This is a genomic window from Wolbachia endosymbiont (group A) of Myopa testacea (assembly GCF_964027115.1).
Classification (GTDB): domain Bacteria; phylum Pseudomonadota; class Alphaproteobacteria; order Rickettsiales; family Anaplasmataceae; genus Wolbachia.
Genome location: NZ_OZ034729.1, coordinates 654,790 through 674,224 on the forward strand (window position 1 = coordinate 654,790; position 19,435 = coordinate 674,224).

The 19,435-nt window shown below is 35.4% G+C and carries 14 protein-coding genes and 7 pseudogenes; 8 read left to right on the forward strand and 13 right to left on the reverse strand.

The window, feature by feature from the left end:
* The first annotated feature begins 53 nt into the window (after positions 1 to 53).
* Positions 54 to 236 (forward strand): hypothetical protein, encoded by a 183-nt coding sequence (locus tag AAGD91_RS03315; protein WP_341820597.1) that lies wholly within the window; start codon positions 54 to 56, stop codon positions 234 to 236.
* Positions 229 to 537: a hypothetical protein gene (locus AAGD91_RS03320; RefSeq protein ID WP_341820598.1), complete on the forward strand. Its 309-nt coding sequence runs from the start codon at positions 229 to 231 to the stop codon at positions 535 to 537. The genes AAGD91_RS03315 and AAGD91_RS03320 overlap by 8 nt, the downstream gene beginning before the upstream one ends.
* Positions 538 to 718: 181 nt before the next feature.
* Here AAGD91_RS03320 and glpX read toward each other — a convergent pair whose 3' ends face one another.
* Positions 719 to 1,636: a class II fructose-bisphosphatase gene (glpX, locus tag AAGD91_RS03325; protein WP_341821505.1), complete on the reverse strand. Its 918-nt coding sequence runs from the start codon at positions 1,634 to 1,636 to the stop codon at positions 719 to 721.
* Positions 1,637 to 1,748: 112 nt separating this feature from the next.
* On the opposite strand from glpX, the gene AAGD91_RS03330 reads away from it, so the two are divergent.
* Entirely contained in the window at positions 1,749 to 3,662 is a 1,914-nt protein-coding gene (locus tag AAGD91_RS03330) for an ankyrin repeat domain-containing protein (protein WP_341820599.1), read from the forward strand.
* A 430-nt stretch (positions 3,663 to 4,092) separates the two neighbouring features.
* On the opposite strand, the gene AAGD91_RS03335 is transcribed toward AAGD91_RS03330, so the two are convergent.
* The 3 genes and pseudogenes from AAGD91_RS03335 to AAGD91_RS03345 form a co-directional block, all read right to left on the reverse strand.
* Positions 4,093 to 4,428, reverse strand: coding sequence for a hypothetical protein (locus tag AAGD91_RS03335; protein WP_341820600.1), 336 nt, complete (start codon positions 4,426 to 4,428; stop codon positions 4,093 to 4,095).
* Between the two features lie 270 nt (positions 4,429 to 4,698).
* Positions 4,699 to 5,682 (reverse strand): annotated as a pseudogene (locus tag AAGD91_RS03340) (major capsid protein); the annotation flags it as partial.
* A 70-nt stretch (positions 5,683 to 5,752) separates the two neighbouring features.
* Positions 5,753 to 5,830, reverse strand: a pseudogene (locus AAGD91_RS03345) (head decoration protein); the annotation flags it as partial.
* Positions 5,831 to 6,079: 249 nt separating this feature from the next.
* Here AAGD91_RS03345 and AAGD91_RS03350 point away from each other — a divergent pair.
* The gene (locus tag AAGD91_RS03350; RefSeq protein WP_341820601.1) at positions 6,080 to 6,913 is read left to right on the forward strand and encodes an ankyrin repeat domain-containing protein; all 834 of its coding nucleotides are present in this window, start codon (positions 6,080 to 6,082) and stop codon (positions 6,911 to 6,913) included.
* A gap of 119 nt (positions 6,914 to 7,032) precedes the next feature.
* Here the strand turns inward: AAGD91_RS03350 and AAGD91_RS03355 are convergent.
* From AAGD91_RS03355 to AAGD91_RS03395, 9 genes and pseudogenes are all read right to left on the reverse strand, one after another.
* Positions 7,033 to 7,347, reverse strand: a pseudogene (locus AAGD91_RS03355) (phage portal protein); the annotation flags it as partial.
* Positions 7,347 to 8,378, reverse strand: a pseudogene (locus AAGD91_RS03360) (PDDEXK nuclease domain-containing protein). The pseudogenes AAGD91_RS03355 and AAGD91_RS03360, both read right to left, overlap by 1 nt.
* Before the next feature lie 26 nt (positions 8,379 to 8,404).
* Entirely contained in the window at positions 8,405 to 8,629 is a 225-nt protein-coding gene (locus AAGD91_RS03365) for a hypothetical protein (protein WP_341820602.1), read from the reverse strand.
* A pseudogene (locus tag AAGD91_RS03370) lies at positions 8,616 to 9,345 on the reverse strand (terminase gpA endonuclease subunit); the annotation flags it as partial. The gene AAGD91_RS03365 and the pseudogene AAGD91_RS03370, both read right to left, overlap by 14 nt.
* Positions 9,346 to 9,350: 5 nt before the next feature.
* Positions 9,351 to 9,683: pseudogene (locus AAGD91_RS03375) on the reverse strand (Holliday junction resolvase); the annotation flags it as partial.
* 498 nt (positions 9,684 to 10,181) lie between these two features.
* Positions 10,182 to 10,703 (reverse strand): C-terminal helicase domain-containing protein, encoded by a 522-nt coding sequence (locus tag AAGD91_RS03380; RefSeq protein WP_341821506.1) that lies wholly within the window; start codon positions 10,701 to 10,703, stop codon positions 10,182 to 10,184.
* Between the two features lie 105 nt (positions 10,704 to 10,808).
* Positions 10,809 to 11,801, reverse strand: a pseudogene (locus AAGD91_RS03385) (DEAD/DEAH box helicase); the annotation flags it as partial.
* On the reverse strand, positions 11,780 to 12,220 hold the full coding sequence (locus tag AAGD91_RS03390) for an SNF2 helicase-associated domain-containing protein (RefSeq protein WP_341820603.1): 441 nt from the start codon (positions 12,218 to 12,220) through the stop codon (positions 11,780 to 11,782). The pseudogene AAGD91_RS03385 and the gene AAGD91_RS03390, both read right to left, overlap by 22 nt.
* Before the next feature lie 114 nt (positions 12,221 to 12,334).
* Entirely contained in the window at positions 12,335 to 13,816 is a 1,482-nt protein-coding gene (locus AAGD91_RS03395) for an SWIM zinc finger family protein (RefSeq protein WP_341820604.1), read from the reverse strand.
* A gap of 431 nt (positions 13,817 to 14,247) precedes the next feature.
* On the opposite strand from AAGD91_RS03395, the gene AAGD91_RS03400 reads away from it, so the two are divergent.
* The 4 genes from AAGD91_RS03400 (at position 14,248) to ligA (ending at position 19,435) form a co-directional block, all read left to right on the forward strand.
* Complete coding sequence (locus AAGD91_RS03400) at positions 14,248 to 14,370, forward strand: hypothetical protein (RefSeq protein ID WP_341820605.1); 123 nt, start codon at positions 14,248 to 14,250, stop codon at positions 14,368 to 14,370.
* A 48-nt stretch (positions 14,371 to 14,418) separates the two neighbouring features.
* Positions 14,419 to 15,708: a hypothetical protein gene (locus tag AAGD91_RS03405; protein WP_341820606.1), complete on the forward strand. Its 1,290-nt coding sequence runs from the start codon at positions 14,419 to 14,421 to the stop codon at positions 15,706 to 15,708.
* Between the two features lie 75 nt (positions 15,709 to 15,783).
* Entirely contained in the window at positions 15,784 to 18,105 is a 2,322-nt protein-coding gene (locus AAGD91_RS03410; protein WP_341821507.1) for a lipase family protein, read from the forward strand.
* A gap of 148 nt (positions 18,106 to 18,253) precedes the next feature.
* Positions 18,254 to 19,435: an NAD-dependent DNA ligase LigA gene (gene ligA / locus AAGD91_RS03415; RefSeq protein WP_341821508.1), complete on the forward strand. Its 1,182-nt coding sequence runs from the start codon at positions 18,254 to 18,256 to the stop codon at positions 19,433 to 19,435.

A 19,435-nucleotide genomic window follows, 5' to 3' on the forward strand; every position in this document is an offset into this window, starting at 1 on the left:
TCTCCATATTTTATATTAGGTATACTCCGGGAGTTATGAAATGGAGGTTTATTATGTCAAATGAAATCCAACCTAAAAATAAGTTACTAATTCTAGGAGCTGGCTTACTATTCTTTGCGATGGTGTTCCCATCATTTTTTCTCTTAGCAAAAATAGCCATAGGATTAGCTATGATCGCAATTGCAACAATCGCGGTAAAAATTTTCTCAAAAACAATATCAAACGCTCTTGAATAAAGAAAAAGTAGATCAGAATCAGGCAGCAAAACAAACAACACAAAGTAAAATTATAAACCTAGCTATTGGATTAATATTTATATTTGCAGGAGGATTATCAATGCTCATTATAACAAAAACTGGCTTAATTGCAGCATGTGCAGCTATAACTGCTTTAGCTCTACACGAATATGTTAAAAATGAAAAAATAGGAAAAGAGATAAATGATAAATTCGATAAGGCAGCTGACGATACAATCAATTTTATTGTTAGCAATGTTGAAAAACTTATTCCAACAAAGCCGCCAGGCATAACAGCCTAAACTGTCTCCGTTCAGCAGAGTGGTTTAAGAAACAATAGATAGAAGGTTTTGAAAAGGGTTCAGCCTTCTTTTTATGTCGGTCTTGAGGAACTTCTTGTACAATTAGTTTTTCTTGAGAAAATGAATCTAACATTTTAACACTCCCTTTAACTCTTACATAATATATTGAAAAATAATTAATCTAACTTATAACTTGCAGCTTTATCAGCTTGTTAGGTAGAATTATTAAAGAACTAGTTGAACAGACGTTATGACTAAATTCAACTCCATCCACAAGTTCTCCGCTTGTTACTCCAGTTGCAATAAACACTGATTCACCTCTTGCCATATCTTTTATGGTGTAGATTTTTTCTGGGTCATCAATATTTAAATTTTTTGCTCTTTCTCTTAACTGATCTGTATCAAATATTAATCTTCCCTCCATCTGTCCACCGATTGAACTCAGCGCTGCAGCCGCAAGCACCCCTTCTGGTGCCCCTCCTATTCCGATATACATATCGTGATTGCCATTTACTAGTGAAACTACGGCCACAACATCACCATCATCTATTAGTTTAACTTTTACTCCTAACTTTCTGATTTTCAATATTAATTCATCATGCCTTTCACGATTAAGTATAGTTACTGTAAGATCATTTACTTTACATCCTTTTGCCTTGGCTAAATTGTCTAGATTCTTTTCAATGCTATTTTTTAGTGAGACTACACCCTCTGGGAGATTTTTTCCTACTGCTATCTTTTCCATATAAACATCAGGTGCGTGTAAAAAATCACCTTTTTTCGTTGCAGCAAGAACGGACATTGCCCCTTGTTTATGGTGAGCGCAGATTGTAGTGCCTTCAAGTGGGTCAACAGCAATGTCGATTTCAGGACCATTTCCAGTGCCAACCTTCTCGCCAATATATAGCATTGGTGCTGAATCTCTCTCACCTTCACCAATTACGATAGTACCATTTATTTCCATTGAATTTAATACTGTACGCATTGCATCAACTGCAACCTGATCAGCCTTTTTTTCGTCACCGAAGCCTGCTAGTTTATATGCAGCAAGTGCTGCAGTTTCGGTCACTTTAACTAATTCATAGGCTAAATCTTCCATCATTTGCTTTAAGAACTATAAATAAAGCATTCAATATATATCATGCTACTTGAAACTGCAATATGTCTTGACTGGTTGTGGGAAAGTTGCTATAATAAATTAGATAGTAATAGTGGTAAAATTTGACATGACTTATGAAGAGATAAAGGAAATTGTAACTCAAAATCCTGATATAACTGCTGAGGAGTTTGGTGAGAAGTTAAAACAAAGTGGGACAACGGATACAAAGATTTGTGATTTATTTATGGATATCATCCGTTCAACTTTAAACGATCGTAATACATTTCTAAAAGCTGTTGAATTGCTCGCGAAGTCAAACATTAAAATTGATATTGGAGATACTGTTTCTAAGACTGTATTGGATTATGCTGTGGTATGTGGACAACCTGACGTTATAAAGATATTTTTGGAAAGCGGTAAGTTTGATCAAAAAAGAAAATTGAATGCTTTCTCTCTTGCTATTAATGGGGAGAAAGTCCAAGAATTTGAGGTGTTTTTAGACTACATAGATCATGCGGCAATACTAGATGCTCTCAATATAGCTTCTTGCAATGAGCGCACTAACATTATGAAGGTGCTCTCGGATAATAAGATATTTACTGAACAAGAAAAAGTTGATGCTCTGAGTAATGCTTGTATAGATAGTGATCTACCAAAAGTTAGGTTACTTTTAAAGCATATGACAGGTATACCAGAAGATGGTATAAGAAATATTTTAAAAATAATTAAAGAAAGTAAATCACCATTTGAGGAAGAGCTTAGAACAGGTTCTGAGTTTAAAGTGGACTTCAGCAATTCTGATCACTGCACATACCTCTCAAACCGAGTAATAATTGCACTGCTTAGATCGGCAATAAACAAAAAAGAGGAGCGAAATACACCTGACGCAGGAAAAAATGGAGCTGGGTTCAGTAGCAGTAATATAAGTACTGATCAGACTACTACACTAAATAATGTTGAGGACTTATGTGAAAAGATAGATAAGAATATAAAACTTGCAATTCGTTATGATAATGGAATCGCTGATCTTGAAGGCTTGCAAAAAAGATTAAAGAGAGAGATTAATTTTCAAGATAAATGTGAGCAAGGTGCTGTGCTAGGAAATGCATTGTTAGAGCATGCAATTAAAAATGAAAGATTAAACACTATAAAATTTCTCCTACAAAATGGAGTAACCATTATTAGTGCAATCGGTCAAGAAGGAAGGTGTTACGTTAGCAAAATTGAAGAAGACAAATCTATATTATGCTCTGTTGTTCATTATACTGATAACAGTAATGCTGAGATTCTAAGCACGCTACTGCGAAATATTAATGCAGAGCAATCAAAGTTAAATCATGAGGACGAATTATACATATTATACCAACAATTAAAAGATGATGCGTTCTGCACTGCTATTGCAGAAAATAATTCTGTAGCAGCGACAGTGCTAATACAGAACGATCAAGAAACACGCGCATCAGCAGTAAACAAGGATGAAACACCTGTAGTAACAGGGACTGAACAGGTTATTACTACGCCAAGCGTAGAAGAAAATAGAACAGAACCTAACAAAAATGTTAGTAATAAACCTACGGCAACAGTGCCTCCTATATTAACAAAGAAGACAAATCCAACTACTGTACCAAATAGTGGTAACGGTAGGAGTGTTAGTAATAAACCAGTATCTCCTGTAGTATCAACAAACGCCGGCACACCCGCTATGTCAAGCGGTAATGATAAGTCTAGCAACCTCACAAATGCTCAATTTTCTGTGCCAAATGAAAAAGAAGCTAAATATAAAGAAAGCAAGGAAAATTTTTACACCTCATTAACGAAAGATGCTGTTGGAGTTGTTATTACAGGATTATTCATTGCTGCTGCTGTAATGGTTCCATTTGCGGCTGGTGCAGCAATTTGCGGTATTGTAGCTGCTTTGGTTGCAGTATGTACCGGATTGCATATAAAAAATTCTACATTACCAAGCTATAGAGAAATGGAAGAAAATAAAGTTGAACACGTAAGTTCATATATGCAAAAGGTGTGATTTAAGAGAAATCTTTGCTAAGCAGGATGTCATCCCAGTGCCCTGACTACTTGGATCCAGAAAACTTAACTTTAAATAAGTGGCTGCATAATAAAGACTAGATTCCAGTGTCAGCTACTTGGATGACACCTCTCTTGGGCTCTTTTAACCATAAACATTTAAGAAATTTACCAAATGAAAAGAAAGGCAAAAGAAACCCCGGTTAATATCTATTTAAAAACATTGGCGTTTTTTTATGTTTTAAACGTCTAATAACCGCGACTCAGATGCTTTTAAATGCAACTCACCTTAGTTTAAATGTTTAAGAAATTTACTAAGTAGAAAAAAAGGCAAAAGAAATCCCGTGTTAGCTAGTTGTCACTCTCTAATCCTGCAAATTGGCGTTCTATACTGTCTTAAACGCTATATAAGCGCGTTTCAGCTTATATAGCTAGAAATGTTGTGAAGACATAAGGTGCGCATAGTACAAAAAATTAAAAATAAGACGCCAATTACGTAATACTGGACTCCTGATATAATGTTGAACATTTTTTTTCTGCATTTCCGCCAGGGCAAGTTCTTGAAATCGAAACACTATATGTATATTATCGTGATCAATTTCAACGCGTTTGACTAATGCTCTAATTATATTAAGCTTAGCCTCCCAATCTGCTTGACCAAGTTCTGATTCAACCACAGAGGCAAAACCTTTTATACTACTTATGATAAAATCTATTTCCCTCTGTAGTTCCTTTTCATCAACCACCTCTTCCTTCTGGTTTCTCATTGCTTTTAACTTCTTCTCTATTTCCTCAGCTTCTAGATCATATTCCTCCTGAGTTATGCGTTCTCAAACATAGACATAATTTAGTCTTTTGATACCTTGTTCTAATTTGCTTATTTCTTTTTCAATCTCATCATTTGGTTGCTTATTTCTATGTTCTAAAAGCATAAGTTGATGTTCTTTTGCAACTTTATCCGTGTCTTTCAATACCTTCTTCATTTCTTCCCATATAACTGGTTCTAGTATCTCCATGCGTATTAATTTGTTGCTACATACTCTAGTCCCGCCAAAACGGCTTGCATCTGTACCAGTACAACGATAGCAGCTCCTTCCTCCCTTAGCGTTTTTTGCTGCATAGTAGGCATATTTGCAACACTGACATACCATTAGTCCTTGTAATAGGTGCCTTCTTCCACTTCGTTGTATTCTTGATCTCTTTCTATTTTCATCAAGTTGTTTTTGTACTATATCGAATAATTCCTCTTCAATTATCCTTGGTATTGTTATTTTTATCCAATTCTCCTCATCAGTACGATAAACAGAATAGTTCCTTTTGCGCACTTTCCATCTTGCCCTCACTGCTTTTCTTATTGGCCCTACCTTCGACTTACCAAATGCCGCTTCTCCTTTGTATGCTTGATTTCTTAATATTCTATAGATTGTACATACGTTCCACACTCCCTTGCCCCTTGGGGAAGCAGTACACCTCTCTTTTAGTCGTCGTACTGTTTCTTTTATACTTATTCTTTCTTGACCTACCCACTCAAACAGGTCTCGCACTATTTTTGCTTCCTCTTCATTTATTTCAAATTTTGTCTTTTCTCTATCTACATGCTCTATACGATCATAACCAAAAGGCGCAATACCTATTACACTGACACGACCTTTTTTTGCTGCATGGAGTTTTCCTCTACGACTACGTTCCATAATCTTTGTACATTCATTCTCTGACCCAAATGCCCTTATCCCTTGCACTTCCTCAGGTAACACTACATCATCATGGGGAATATGTGGTATCGTAAATGTTCTTATTTTTCGTTTTCCACGTTTTCCCACTGTTGCTGGTGCTCCGGGGACTTGCGTTGGTAATAAACTCAATACTCCGTTTTGCTCTTCTATCGTAATATGTCGAAATCTTACCGATCTACTTGGAAATAAATTTAAACTTTCTGTTCGACCATAATTTATCGGCAATATGTTTATTGCTTTAGTTAATTCCGTCATACTAAATGCTGGATTTATAAATGGATTTTGCATGTTTTTTCCCCTTAATGCTGTGTGTTTTAAGATGTTTGGTAGCTCTGCTCTTCAGTTAGGCAGTTGGCGTTTAAACTCCCTTGCGGATGATGATTCCTCGTGCTTCAAGTTGCTTTATTGCTGCAGCTTTTTGCTCTTCAGTTATATTTGTTAACTGTAGCCTTTTATCCTCTCTTAGTTCTTTTGATAATATTTGCTGTTCTGTTTTTTGCTCTGCAGCTTGCATAAAACACCTTATCTTGACAATTAATGCCATTTATATTGAACAATTACATAATGTGCAAACATTTTTTTACATAATTTAATTTGTAGAAAGTTTTGCCTCAAATGCTTTTTAATTGACTCTCTTCTACAGGGTAGTCATAACGTATTATTTAATTAAAGAGAGAGGGTGATTATGGAGCCGCTACATGAAATACTGGAAGTATTAAATAATGATCAAGATTTAAACTCGAATAATATAGTTAAAAAGATAAAGAAAAAACTAGAAGAGAAAAGCAAACTAGATAGTGGATTTGAAGGAGCATTAGCAAAGGAAGAATATAATGTATGGAAAGAAAGTAAGTTTTCATTAGACTGCCAATTTACTACTAATATTGCTAGTTGGCAAGGTACATTACTGCATGTGGCTGCTAAACATGGCCATACGAACATAATAAAAATTCTGATAGAAAGTGGTGCAGATGTTGATGGCAAGCATAGCCATACTCCTTTACATGCAGCTGCTAAAAGTAATCAGCTAGAAGCAGCAAGGATTCTAATAAAAAACGGCGCAAATGTTCATACAAAAGATATCTGGGAATGTACTCCTTTACATTATGCTGCAGTTAGTGGTAGTGAATCTATAATACGGCTTCTCATACAAAACGGTGCAGATCCTTGGGTGAAGGATAAAAATAGTGAAACTCCAGTATATAGCTATGTATACGGGCGTGCATGGCTCCTTTCACCTGGGTATGGTGATGGGTGTTTAGCACAATTTGAAAAAGCACGCAATGGAGGCCTCTTTGTTCGTTATTCAACACTGTTACTGGGTGCTGTAGCAGCAATAACACTTTTCACAACTGGCAACATTACACCAGATGCACCACGTATAATAGGTGCAGCGGCTATAGTTAGAGTAGCAGCACTTGCAGCTGGTCGTATTACATATGAAGCGTTTAAACCCAGTACTAAAATAGCAAAAGTAGAATATGAGCGTTTTGTAGCAGCACAGCAATCACCACAGTAGTCTATTTCTAAATAAAAAAACTGTTGCATTATATCTCATATTATGGTAAGCCTAGCGTTAGGTGGTTCATATGAGATAAAAATGAAAAACATTATCATCGCAGGCTCTGGTCCTGTTGGTTCATCTGTCCATCTCAGCCATAATTCTTGCACTTTTTTCCGAAACTCTGCATCTTTAGCTTTTGATTGCGGTTTTATTCCTGTTCCAACGCAATTACTCACTATCGTATCGATGATGTTTGCCGCATAGGAGTTCTTTCTTACCATGTCACGTGAACGACTACGCAGGTGTTCAAGGCTTTGAGACAGCAAATTGTTTATGCTTCCTGACTCTGGTTGAAAGTGCAATAATCTCCTTCCTGAACCTGATGCATCCCAGGCTGAGCTCTTGATTTTTGGTTTGCGGAATAATTGTTTGAATGATTTTAGTAGCATTACTTTTCCTTATCTGAAACTTTCGATAATTCAGCTTCTAACTCTTCTATTGTTGGCAGAGCTGTTTTTACCTCTTCTGGTAGATTTTCAGTGATTTGATACTCTGCTAACCCTATTGGCTTGTTCATGTCTTTGAGTGTATATTTAACAAGTACATCGTCTTTAGATTTATATAAGATTAACCCTATAGAAGGTTGATCTGTCGAGTGCTTCAGTAAATCGTCAGCTGCAGAAAGATAAAAATTCATTTTACCTGCATACTCTGGTTTAAAATCTTTATCTTTTAGTTCAATTACTATGAAGCAACGTAACTTTAAATGATAGAATAATAAATCAATATAAAAGTCTTTATTACCAACATCTAAATGAAATTATCTACCAACAAATGCAAATCCCTCACCTAGTTCTAACAGAAATTTTTCCATATGCCCTACAAGTCCCTTTTCTACTTCTCTTTCGTGAGCATCCTTACCTATACTTAAAAAATCAAAAATATATGGATCTTTTAATGTGTAATGTGCTAGATCGGATTGTGGAGATGGTAATTTTTCTTCAAAGTTAGTAATAGCTTTCCCTTGACGTTTATGTAGACCAAGCTCTATCTGCATCACCATAATGTTACGTGACCAGCCATGTTCAATAGCTTCTTTTATGTAGAATAGCCTCGCTTCTTTGTCCTGAACTAAGTCCATTAGAAATACATTATGTCCCCACGGCAATTGGGCAACAAGTTGTTGCCCAAATTCAATATCTTGATACTCCACTGCAAATTGACGCATATATTTCAAGTTTCTCGTGCTAAAACCTTTCATTTACGGGAATTCAGCCTTTAAGTCTCTATTTAACTGCTCAATTACTTTAGATCCCCAACTCTGACTCTTTTGTTTTTCTAGAATCCGCGTTCCAATATAATGATAAAGCAGTAGCAGTTCTTTATTTACTGTTCTTGCTGCCTTATAACGGCTTGTTGCAATACGATCTTTCAACTGCTCTAAAAATTCTGTATATTCTTTTCCTATAATTTTTGTCATAGTGTTCCTTTCAACGATTTTTATCATTATATGATCCCTTTATTCGTTGAAATAACAATCTTTCTCTTCGGCTTCACACCTGCGATTTTCAATTCAGATTTAATGCGTTGCCTGAGCTCCAATAAATCCTTTATTTGAATTTCCCCGTACCGAACTACATGGTCACCATATGCAATTAAGACAACCCTTTCCCCGCTTTGCAGCTTCTTTATCGCTTCTTCAACTTGGGCTAAATATTTACTGCTGTACATTCTTCTCACCCAGCCATCTACTCTTTCTTACCTTTTTAGGCTTTTTAGTTTTTTCACCTACTAAACTCTCCCATTTACTCTCTGGCCATCTATCAATCCCCAGGGCAATAGACGGAGCTCTTGCGTAAACTCTGCAACCTAGTACTTCATTTCGGTCTCTTATCTTTTGCCACTCTTGTTTGGTATATCCTTTTACTACTTTGGTAATTAGTTGCTCTGCGGTTAGCTGTTTAAAATACTCAGGTGTATAATCTGGAAAATGACAATACCCCGGCGCCCCTTCTGTTAAAACATTCAGCAACTGAAACAATTCTGACTTTAATATCGATACTCCAACTGGCCACAGCTTCATTCCTCTCTTTAGCTTTTGTCCGCTAACTGTTACATCAACTCTACTTGGGCTGCTCAGTGGCACTAGCGCTTTGTTTGCCCCTTTTACTGCCATTAGCCTTGGTGACCTCTTACCCAGTTGTATACCTCTTGCGTTGCATACCCAGCATCTACCGCCATCATGCTTATCATGTATTCAAGACCATTTTCACCGATAAAATGATGATTTAATAACTCCGAAAGTTTTCCCCATACTTCTTCTCCTCCCGGATCTCCTTCAAATACCTGGTAGTCTATTGACCAACTTTCTCGGTTTTTCCCCATGCTACTACTTCTACTTCTAACCGATCTTTTTGCACATCAACCCCTGCCGTCAACACTACTTTGCCACACTTGCATTGCCTTTACCGGTGATAAAACGTTTTATCGCCTTGACAGGTACACCTTGATAAGGTATATGATGCTTTTCACACCAAGCAGCTAAAACAGCAAAGAAACCACCATAACAATGCGCAGCATCAGTTCCAAGGTGTCTCCTTACCTCCTCAAAGTACACTGTAGAAATGTCTTTCAAGGAATTAAGCCAATTACTAAAACTTAAAAAGCACATGCCACCTCCGCTGAAACGGCTAGAGTGAAAACTCTCACTGCCACTTTGGATTACTCCATCTGTAAGAATTGCCCAGCCGGTTTGCTTGCCGAGGTCGAGTGTTAGGATTGACATAACTGGAAATTTTCATCTAGAGACAGCAAATATATGCATGTAATATATATACGTAAATTCTCAGAAATTCGTCCAAAAAATGTGAAAAAAAGTTGAAATAATTTTAAGGCAGCTAATTACTTTTTTTACAACAGAAGTCTTCGCTATTTGAGTTGTTTCCATTTTGGAAATAACTGTTTGTCGGGATTTTAAAGAGGTTACATGGGTTTTTGATAAAGGTGCTATCTCTCTATCCAAATCACTAATAACGCTATAACAATCCTCTAAAACGTTTTAAAGAATTGGGTTGCAGTAGAGACAATTGAAATGGGCTATGTAAAACTGTATCTTTTTGGTTTTAATTTCAAGAGCCTCCCTTCAGAAAGCCCTATATCTCTGCTTTTTTTGACTACTACAAAAGAAGCTTTTCTGTTGGAGACGTACATTTTGCTCTTTGTCTCCATTTTGAATTATTGAGCGGTAGTTATCTGGTTCTTTACATTAAATAACTCAGATATATTATAGTGCATTTTTTATATTAACTAAATCTCTTAACCGTTCATTGTTAAATTCTGTAATCCAACTCTCGCCACTACTTATAGTTAGGTTTGCCAATTCCTTCTTGCTTTGAATCATCTCATCAATACGCTCTTCAAATGTACCTGTTAAAAGTAGCCTGTACACTATAACATTACGTTCTTGCCCGATACGATAGGCCCGATCTGTTGCTTGTGCTTCCACTGCTGGATTCCACCACAAATCGTAATGTATTACATGGTTTGCTGCTGTTAAATTAAGTCCTGTTCCTCCAGCTTTTAAAGACACTATAAGAATGTTGGACTGGAATAAGTTTTGAAAGTCATTAATCATTGTATCACGTGCTTTTCTAGAAAGTCCTCCATGTAAAAATGGCACTTCTGATTCAAATCTTTCTTCAAGTAGCCTAGCTATAATCTCACCCATTTCAGTGTATTGAGTAAATATCAATGATTTTTCTGCAACTTCACCAATACTAATCAATATTTCCTCAAGCATCTGCATTTTACTGGATTGTTCAATACTCGCACGCTTTTTCTTGCCAAACTGTGATGGATGGTTACAAATTTGCTTTAAAGCATTGATAAGTTTAAAGATTAGTCCCTTACGTTCAATTCCTTCACTTTTTTCTATTTTTCCCATATTCGCATCAACAACTTCTTGGTAAAGAGCCGCTTGCTCTGGAGTGAGAAAACAATAACAATTACTCTCAATTTTATCTGGTAAATCCTGAATAATGCTTTTATCGCTCTTAAGTTTACGTAACATAAAAGGGCTAGTTATTTTCATGAACCTTTCTAGGCAAGATTTCTCTCTCTCTTTCTCAATTGGTATTGCAAAGTTGGTCTTAAACTGGGTAGCACTACCTAGGTAAGATCTATTGGTAAAATCAAAAATACTCCAATACTCTAGCAGTCTATTCCCAACAGGTGTACCACTTATAGCTACTCTACATTTTGCTTTTATAGCTTTAATTGCTCTGGTTTGGTCAGCGTCACGGTTCTTAATATTTTGTGCTTCATCAATTACGAGCAAAAACCATCCAACTTTGTCAAGTTCTCTCTTATCGCTACGTGCAATACCATAAGATGTTAGAGCCACATCATAATCACTTGCTAATTCTCGATTTTGTCCGTGATAGACGAAAAGCTTTAACTCTGGTACAAAACGTTCCATCTCTCGTTACCAATTACTTAATATGCTTGTTGGAGCTACTATCAAAACTCTATCCCGATTTAAAAATCCTGTATTTTTACAATATAAAATAGCTGCAATAACTTGTATAGTCTTACCAAGACCCATATCATCAGCAATTATGCTACCAAACCCACTTTCTATGTTCTGTACAAGCCAGCTAAATTCGCGTTCTTGATATGGGCGCAATTGTGCTGTCAGATTGTTTGGCGTAGTTACAGGTGTATAAGTGTTAAGTTTTTTAAACAAGCTTGTAAGCTGCTGGTCAAATGCTACTTTAGTTTCATCCAACTCACCTGTTAAAACAGCTTGCATGAGTTCTGCTCGATTGAGAGAATTAGGTAGCTTATCAAGTTTCTTTAGTAAACCTCCTACTTGTTTGTCATCTAGAAGTACATACTGATCCATAATACGCACAAGTTTACGAGAGTTTTTAGTAGCCTCTTAAACTCTGAAATACTAAACTTCTTATCACCTATTGCTACTCTCCAATCAAACTTTAATATGTCCTCAAACATCATGAAGATTTCGTGATTATCATCATCTTCTTCTTTTATTTCATCTTTAGTAGACAAGTTAAGACTTAATTGCGGTTTGAAGACTTTTTGCAAGGATTCTGGTAAAACAACTACAATGCCAATCGTTCTTAATATCGGCAAAGTGTCTGTAAACACTGATGAGAAACGATCTAAGTATAGAAATAATGTACGATTACTGTTGATTGATTTTTCTAATTCTGGTATATGCTCAAGCAAAAATGCAAGGTCAGATAAAATACTCAGTCTTAATTCTTTATTTTGACTAGGAAGTGCCTTATCTAATTTCATCGGTAGCTCTGTACCGTCCAGAGATATCTGTACGTCAAGTTCAAATCTGTCATAATGATCCCGTATAATTAAATGAAATTTGTATGGTTTACCTGCTAAGTAAAGGTGTGACAACTAGACATTAATTATTTGCGATTTTTCTTTGTCGATTAGTCCATGAAACTTTTGATACTTGCCAGTGAAAAACAGTCTAAAGATGTTCACATATTTATATTCATCAAGTGATACAGGAAAATTGTTTGTTATATATCCTAAAAGGATGAGAGAAGTAGCAACATTTACCTGTTCGTCTGGTTCTATAGCACGTCCCTTGTACTGCACCAATAGAGGAGGACAAATAGATGATATCTTGCTATGAATTTCCTTAACTGATTCATTAAACAACGCAGGAATCCATCTCATTATAATTTCTTCTCTTTTGTTTTGTAATACTTGTGGTATTAGCGCTGACTTTTCCATCAGCATATGTGCAAACTGTGAAATCATATGCATGAAGCGAAGTTCAGGATTAAGCCTGTGAAGTAACGAATTAGGAATGTCGTTTAAAAATTGTGCTACATTTTTTGGTAAATTTTTATCGGTTGCAAATAACTTACTTATACCATTGTTTACCTGAATCAGTTGATAACGATCATCAATAAATAGTTGAAATGTTTGCCAATGTTCGATATGCACCCATTTCTCAATAAACAGTTCTTCTTCTGTAAAAGACTGATTTCCTGTGGGATATCTTTGCCAATGCTTATAAGCCGTTTGCAAGGTATGGCAAAAGTTTTTCTCAAAAAAAAGCGGATTATTCGTCAAAATACTGCAAACACAATTAGCAAGGTCAGGAATAGTTGATAAGTCAATGTTATCTAAAATTACTTGATTGGAAGTTGCTTGATCGCATGGTTTAAATACATCATCAAGCGTTAAGATTTTTTGAACATCTCCTAATTTTCCATCCCAAAAATCATCGATGAATGCTAGTAAGTTACAATTACGAATATTAAAAGCCAATAAAGGATTTCTATCAATCTCTTTAGCAATAAGATAAATTACAGCAGCAATATGCTTACAAGGTACAGCCCAATCAGGACAATTGCATCTTGCATTTATTTCTTTCCGCTCTGAAGTAAACAATTTCGTACCAAGATCATTGAGCTTATCAAGCAAATTGATCGTTCTTACTTCTCTCCATTTTAAAGAAAACAATTTAGTGTAAAAATTATTGAGTTTATCAAACAAGCTGATTGTTTTTATTTCTTTCCATTTTGAGGGAAACAACTTAATGCCAGAATCATTGAGTTTATCAAGTAAGCTGCTCGGTAACCGTCTGTTTATTAACCGAGATAATATAGCTGGTGAAGTTTTTATAATTTGATGAATGGTATGCTTCTCTGAAGCATTGAATTCTCTTAGTATAACTTCAACTCTATATGATTGACCCGAACCATAAACTTTAGCTACGATTACATTACTATTAATTTTAATACCAGAGACTCTCCCATCATTGGAATAGGTTCTACCACGTTGTAATCGATTATCGCAGTCAACTCCACCAAGGCATTGAAGCCACTTCTTACCCCACCATGTTCTTCGATAAACAGTCATTTTATAAAATCGTATATTTCAATATAAATAAATTGAATATTAATCTTATAGATAATTTTTCTAAATATATCAAACCCACCTTAAACAACTATAGTGTTTCTTCAGAGCAAGCTACCAATTTTAGAACGGGTTAACATCAATTACTACTATAAAACGCCAACAGAAATAAGTTAAAATAAGCATTTGTTTGTTGCTATAGATCAAATTTACTTATGTTAAGCTGCATAAAAGTGCAACCAAGACTATACAAAAAGACTTAAAACTCTCAAAACCTTATGAATTTATATGTAACCAGTGCTCCTAATTTATTTACAATTCATCACCCTCTGGGACCATACACCATAAATTGGGGTTAAAAGGTTGAATAATTTGCTTGGCAAAATCAATGTTTAGTGGTATACTTAAGAAGTTATATTAATAGGGGTAATATATTGGTTATTCAAACTAATTCTTTAACATCAAGTACTGCAAGTTTGCCAACTGAAGATTCAAGTTGGGTTAATGTAAATCAAGAGGAAGCTGAAGTTAAGGAGCATCACCATTCTGAAGGTTAAGATATTGAAGTAGAAGAAGAGTCCGGAATTTTAGGCAGTGGAAATCAAGTGGCACCAGCTATTCCACTTAGTAGTGGGGCCACGTGCAATGATGATCTAAGCCTAGAGAACGCTATTCTTGCAAATACTGATCCAGATCTCAAGTCTCTTCTTATTACCAAAGATGCTCAAATGCTCCCGAGTATATCACGCATTCAGGCTCTTATAGATATCCTAAATGACGAAATGAACGAAAATAATTTCAAAAAACTAGATGAGGTTGTAGAAAATATTAAAAGTTATGAAGATTTATTTGTTGCTGATCTCGATGTTAAAAGATTCAAAAATTTTTGTATAGATCACCTTGGTTTAAAATTAGAAGACCAAAGGGTAGGAAGCTTTGAAGAAAGACAATCTAGAGGCGATCATTCGTGTATATTTAGCAATATACTTTCTCACAGGTATGATACAGAAAAAAATAACTGTAATTATTCGGCAAAAGAGTTGTTACTTCTGGCAATTGCAGCCAATGACAAGCTTACAGAAAAATATCAAGATCTACTTTTTACTGAGAGAAACTTGAGTCTTTTGCCTCTACTTGTTGGCAGTCAAAAATATATTGCAGCTTTTATAGAAAAATTCCATGTTATCGATGGGATTTACGAGAAATTAAAAAATCAGGTTGTACAACTTGTTGAACCTAATAAGATTGGCTTTTTCTCAGTTATAGCACTAAGAAAAGAGCAGAATTTATTAGATACAGTTCTTATTGAGTACGTCTTAAAAGATCTTAAACAAGTGTTGCAAGCAAGTAGCTCTGACTCTTTATATGGCGTGCTTGAAACAGCGTCATTAGTACAAAATGAAAAATTTATCGAGAGAGTATTAGATGTAGTTGAAAGAGATGTTAAGTTTTTTTCAAATGACCTAACTAGAAAAACTTTATTAAAGAACAGTTTCATCACTCTTTTGGAAACTGCAATAAGTCAGGAGCATGATTCAATTGTTGAATACTTGTGCAAAAAATGTCTTGAGTGTAGTGATCGTACTCTCCGAAAAATCTACCAAGAAGTATTTGAAGACAATAAAATTATTGAACAAATTGAAAAGCAGCTTCTAAAAAATATTGATAGTGCAGATGATAGACGTAAGGAAAAAAAACAAAACATTCTTACTCTAGTCAAGAAGACTGCTTTAGATTTAACTAGTCTAGGGATTAGTAAGGAGGATTTATTACGTGCTGCAGAATTTGCTAATATAAGCTATTATGTCGGTGATGGTAATCATAACAACAAGAACTTTGCCAAGCTGGAAAAAAGAGGGTATAAAACTCTTGCTCAATTTGAGGAAGAAGGCTAAACAGCTATTCAATTTTCCCTGGGTAACCTATTTTGGCAGGCCGGTTATGTTTTTATAAAAGATGACGACATAATTATAACTTATCGTGGTACTGATGGTTTGTTTTATATTCAAAAAGATCTTGAAACTCAATTGAGACAAGTTGAATTTTTGCCTAAAAATTGCAATCTTCACTCGGGGTTTTACGATAGGTTTGAAAGTTCTTGGGAAAGTCTTTATGAGATATTAAGAAGATATGCTAATGATCGCAATGTAGGAATTGAAGAGTTAAAAATTACTGTTACAGGCCACAGTATGGGTGGTGCTGTTGTTAACATAGCTGGCTTGTATTTAAAGCTAAGAGAAGATGTAAAAAATTTGCGTGTTATAACTATTGCCGCACCAAGAGCTGCTGACAAAGCTGCTGCTGAATTTTATGATAGCCTTCTTTGGAAGGATACTGTTAGAGTAGATAATTCATCAGACCTGATAACTATGGTAGCACCTGGTTTTATGGGTTATAAGCATGTAGGCCGAAGACTAAAGTTAGGTTTTGGTGCTATAAACGGTCATGAAATAGAGAACTATATCGATCTTATTAGAAATACCAAACCTGAAGATTTTAAACTGGATGACAGTGTATCTCCCTTCCACCCGCTTTCTCGTTTTGCCAAAACTTTTTATGACCTAATACCAGGCAACTCTGGCGGTCTACCAAATAGTAAGGAGAGGCATTTTGAGCAAGTAAAAGATAAATATAAGAATGCTTCATTTTCTGAAATAATGGAAAGGTATAATCCATGTAAAGTAGAGTACAGTGAAAGTTCTGAACAGTCTCTAGGAAGCTTGGTTATTTTCAATAAGGTGAATGAAACAGAGGATGTGTCCACTAATGAACATGTTGAAGGTATGGCTGAAACTGTTAGTAGGGAACAAAATGTATCTTCTTTAAGTGCTAGCAATGGACTTGTAACTGAGAGCGATCTAGAAGTTTTACCTACAGTACCCAACGACAACCCTAATAATATATTCGTTACAATTGAAAATATTGAAACACCAACTTTAGGACAAGAAAATGACACTCAGGTTGCAAAACAGCCCTTTGATATTCAAGTTGATTCTACACAACCGGGAGTTTTATCTGCAGTATTCAACAGTAACTCTAATAATCCAGTTATTCAAAATAACAACATTAAAATGCAAGTTTCGGAGCAAGAAAATAATACTCATATAAATAAAGATGATCTTAGTAATACTACAGTTCAACCTTATACCAGTAATACACCAGCAATTGTGGTGAAAGGGGCTGGTGAAAACAATACACAACAAGCAACAGCTGAGGAAAGTATTAACGGTCAATCAGGCGATCAAAAAAGTTCAGAACCTGAAAGTACTGGCAACCAACAGGTGGAAAAAAATGTTCTTTCATCAACAAAAGAAAGTAATACAATAAATAATGTAGGGGCTTCAATGGAGGAACCTGTAAGCAATGATCGTAAGGAGGGTAAAAATGAAGAAAGTAGTTCCGGATTACAAGAGAAACTTAAGAGCGCAGAAGCTCAGCTTGCAGAGAAGGAAAGAGAACTTACTGAAGAAAATATTCAATTAAGTGATACTAAGGTCAGTGGTGAGCATTCGACTCATCTAAAACAAGCTGCATCATTAGTAAATCAAGCTTCTACAAGTAACGACAGTTTGCCAGGTTCGGACCAATCTGTAAGTAAGGGTATTGATTTAAACACTGATGCTAAAAATACGGATAATAGCAATAGTAAGGATAAACAAATTCCTGTTCAACAAGCAATTCCTATAGTTCCCAAGAAATCAGAAGAACTTGCTGCACAAACTGCTCAAGATATATCAGTTGGAGATGATGTAGCAGCTTCCGTTATTAGTAATGATAATCATAGTGATTCAAGCGAAATTCAGTTACAAGCTATTGTTCAACAATTTATTAATAAAGATGGTACTGCACCATCTGTTCAACTAGCTGCACCTAAAAGTTTAGATAAGAATAGTGGTAAAAAAGATACACAACCAAAACTAATACCAACAGGGGTACCTTTAGTAGCTAGTAAAGACTCTAACCGAGTAAATAATGTTCAAGGTAACAGCAAACAACCTAGTTATCCAGACAAAAACAACCCTGCTCCACAAAATGCAAAAAGTAAGTTGCCTGTGATAGCTGCTGCTATGTTAGCAATAACCGGAGTTGCTACAGGGATAGCTATTGCAGTTTACTTGGAAATGCTAATGGTAGGAATAGCAGTTGGAGCTTGTTGTCTAGTTGCAGCTACAATCATATATTACTATAACAGACCTTCAAATTTAGTTGAACCTCCAGCTAGTTGTAATAGGCCTTCAAGTTTACTTGAGGGTAGTAATGTTAAACCTCCAGCTAGTGCATCCATTGTATAATAAGTTGAAGAATAAATATAGTAGTTTACCATTTAATAATTTATTATCATTATGTTAATTATTGTAAAATAAGAACCAAAGCCTGATTTAAAATGCGTACTCGATAAATACTTCGGCGAAAGTACTCAGGTACTTTGCCTATTCTTTAATTGGTGGAGCAGAAAAGACTCAATTTAAAGTATTAAACAAGTTAAAAGAGCTAGGATTCTGTGTTAATGAGTATAAATTTTTAGCAAACAATGCAGATGAAATGTTGGAGTTCTACAATCAAATCTATAGTAATCGTCATAATTTAGGCTATGATATCGATGGCGTAGTCTATAAGGTTAATGATTTGAAATTACATGATAGATTAGGAAATACCAACAAAGCACCACGCGGGGCTATAGCACACAAACTTCCTGCAGCTCAAGGAAAAACTAAAATAAAAAAAATATCAGTACAAGTAGGCAGAACAGGTGTGCTGACACCAATTGCAGAATTAGTTCCGATAAATATAGGAGGGGTTCTCATTACTAGGGCAAATCTGTATAATAAAGATGAAATTAAGCGCAAAGACATAAGGGAAGGTGATATCGTAGTAGTAGAACGAGCTGGAGATGTTATTTCCCGCATTGTAGAAGTGGATAAAAAGTCTCGTTCTCGGAATACACCAAAGTTTATATTTCCTGATACTTGCCCGGAATGCGGAAGTGCAGTAGATATATTTAAAGATGAAGCTACAGCTAGATGTTCCGGAGAAAACGGTTGCCAAGCACAGCGAATAGGAAAGTTAAAATATTTTGTGGAAGTTCTTGACATTAAAGGTTTTGGCAGTAACCAAGTGGAGTTCCTTTATGACCTTGGTTTGATAAGGAAAATATCTGACATTTTTGCTCTCGAAGAAAAACTCAAAAATTTCAACTTAAGTGAACAAGAGGGATGGGGTGAACAATTGATATCTAATGTATTGAACTCTATCAATAACAGAAGAACTGTAACACTTAAAAAATTTATAACTTCTTTGGGAATTAGACTTGTAGGACCGCGTGCAGCAAAAATACTAGCTAATCATTACAAATCTTATGATGGTTGGTATGAAGTTATGGCTCAATTACCTTATGATAGAGAAGCTCCTGATAAATTAATGAGCATAATAGGCATAGGCGAAGAAACTATAACTTCCTTGGAGGAATTTTTCTCTGATGAGGATAATATTGAAATGGTAAATGACCTTGCTGCTCAGTTAAATATTCTGCCTGTGGTTGCTAATACTAGCAATTCCATTTTTAATGGCAAAACAGTAGTTTTTACTGGAAAACTTTCAAAAATGGAAAGAAATGAAGCGTAA